General features: G+C 57.1%; 1 protein-coding gene. It reads left to right on the top strand.

Annotation, left to right across the window (positions count from 1 at the left end; translation table 11 throughout):
• Nucleotides 1–1,534 precede the first annotated feature (1,534 nt).
• The gene (locus tag KNN17_RS22130) at nt 1,535–2,257 is read left to right on the top strand and encodes a hypothetical protein (RefSeq protein WP_241711050.1); all 723 of its coding nucleotides are present in this window, start codon (nt 1,535–1,537) and stop codon (nt 2,255–2,257) included.
• Nucleotides 2,258–2,666 lie beyond the last annotated feature (409 nt).

Consider the following 2,666-nt stretch of genomic DNA (forward strand, 5'->3'; position numbering starts at 1 on the left):
AATAACGCCCGCCGCGGGATATTCATCAGTTTCGGATGTATATCCGTCTCCAACAGGCAATCCTCTAGGTGCCACGAAACGCCTTACATGCAACATTGGCCAAGACTAGCGGAACCCGTGGAACCTCATAGCGGCTCCTGACCGCGCTTACCTCAAATCTCCATAGCGCAAAGAGGTCGTTGGCGGTTCGCGCGACTTCGGCGCGGACGAGGGCTTGACCTGGCTGTGGGAGTGGCCGCCGGTGCCATTGGCTTGCAGGGCAGCGCCGTTTTGATCGAGCAACACCTGTTCCGACGGTAGGTCCCGTGAGTGGGATCCCAAGCTGATCGTCGGAACTCCTTGAAGTGCGGACGGTGGGGGAGTCTGTAGGGTGAGATTTGGGGTGTGTACAACATACACACTTTGGGCTTCGGACTGAGCCGTACCGGTGCCGGACTGGCTCGTACTCGGCATGTTTTCTGGACTTCCCTGTGTTTTCAAGGCCCGGAATGCGGTTCGAGTCCCACCTTGGGCACGTTTTCCCAGCTCAGGGGCCCTTTTTGGGCCTCTGAGCGTGGGACGAACGGTATTTTTTCGGCCTGCCCCCTGGGGTGTTCTACCTGTCTTCGGCTCTCTCCTTACTCTGTTGGGGATCTAGTTGTGTTGGCTCCTGGTCTTTCATGGCGGCAGACGGTCCGGGCGACATGACTTGTGAGCAACGAGCACCGGATTCTGTTTCTGCGGATCGTGTCTTGCGCGTTTGCTTTGCCCTTCCCGTCTGTGTTTGGCGCCGGTTTCGCGTCCGTACTTTTTCATGGGATTCCGACGCAGGGCGACACGACCTGAGGATGATCGGTACTGAATTCTTTGGCAGGTCTTCAGAAAACCCAGCAACGAAATACCGCCCGGGGATCTGACGCGGAACAGGCTATTTTGCGACGACGTGCTTGTGCATCGAGGCCAAGGGTCCGGATGTCCCCGATAAGGTCGTCGTCTACAGGTACTCGGGTCCCGAAAGGAAAGAGGGTGCTCCGCTGATCATCTATTCCTGGTTCCACGAAACAGTCTGCGTGCCTCGGCAACACCGTCGTCGGAATGAAGCTCCTCCCAGATCCTGTGTGGTGCGAGCATTTTGGGGAAGTGTCGTTGATGCGGCGCCTGGTTGTGGGTATTGCACTCAACTGACGTCCCGGGCCCTTGGGTGTTTCGCCGGTTTGAATCAGCAGCCTCGATCTCGGGACCGCTGAGGATCGACCACTTTCGGGCAAGATGCGGGGAGTGAAAAATTGGCGCATCGGTCTATCACAGGCAGGACATACGAAAGCGCCAATACCGGCCTCAAAGCCGCCTAGAAACACTCAACCCCGAGATTCAATGAAATCCGGGCAGTCCCATGACGCTTTCATTCAGACACGAGGCGTCGCTGACCAGATCCGTCCCAGACGGTTTCGCTTTCATCACCCGGGTCTATCCGCCTGGCTGCGTTTCCCGACGACGTTGCGCTCCGAAGACCGGTTTCCTCGACATAGGATTCCCCTGACATGGTCCGGTTCGAATGAAGGAGGAAACGATGCTCGAAGTGCCAGAAGACAACGACCTGGTGGATACCGCGATTGCTGTCGGCAAGGGGGTGCTGTCCATTGTGCCGGGAGGTGGGTTCGTTGCGGAGGCTATTGGTCTGGCGGTGAGCAAGGCAAGCCGGGAGCGTGATCTGAAGTTCTGGCATCTCGTCGCCGAAAGACTTGAGGCACTTGAAACAACCGTCGGAAAGCTGTCGCCGGAAGAGGTGGCCGAAGATCAGCAGTTCATTGCGTACGCCCATCGCACAATGCGGGCATCTCAAGAAAGCGCTGATGAAGGGAAACGGCGACTACTCGCGACGGCCCTGTCAAAGTCTGGTTCTTGGTCGGACCTGTCGGTTTCCGAACTTGACAGATTCACTGCGTTCATAGCGAAATACTCGATGCTACACATCAAGCTACTCAGCTTCATGAAGAACCCTGACGAGTGGCTCCATGCCAATTCCGCAACGTACCCCACTAGCGGTGTAGGCATGATGATGGGTGGCCTCGGCTCGATACTCTCGAAATATGTGTTCGATGGAAGCGAGCTGTATCCGAGTGAAGTCAACCGAGTCCTGAGAGAACTTGAACAGGATGATCTTATCGACAATCCCGGGCTGAACTCTGGAATGTCAACTGGGCTCCTCTCGCCAAGAATCAAGCCATTGGGAACTAAGTTCCTCGAATTCCTGGCTGAACACTTGGCGAACGATTAACTTGGCGACGGCCGGTCGACGCCATTCGGTCAGCAAAATAGCTGATATTTCGCGGCGAAGCGGGGCTCTATCGTCCAAAGAATGGAGGCGCGGCATTACGACTCAGCAGCGCTTAACGAGAAAGCTGACCGCGGAGGACGCGAGGAAGCATCGGAAAGGGTTTTGCCAGGCTAGGCATCTCGACGAACTGACGCTTGATGAGACGGTTCTACAAGGAGATCACCTGGCTGGCTACCCAAGGCATCAGCACCGGGTGGACTGAGACCGACGGAACCCATACGTATTGGCCGCCCGGCGGCCCATAACTTCGCCTGTGACGCTCATTGTCCGGGGATCGACCGGCCCGGCCGAACGTGTGAGCTGAAAACGGGCGCCGGGCGTTCACTGGACGCGCCGGTTATCGATCTTG

This window comes from Arthrobacter bambusae, from assembly GCF_022606295.1.
Taxonomy (GTDB): domain Bacteria; phylum Actinomycetota; class Actinomycetes; order Actinomycetales; family Micrococcaceae; genus Arthrobacter; species Arthrobacter bambusae_A.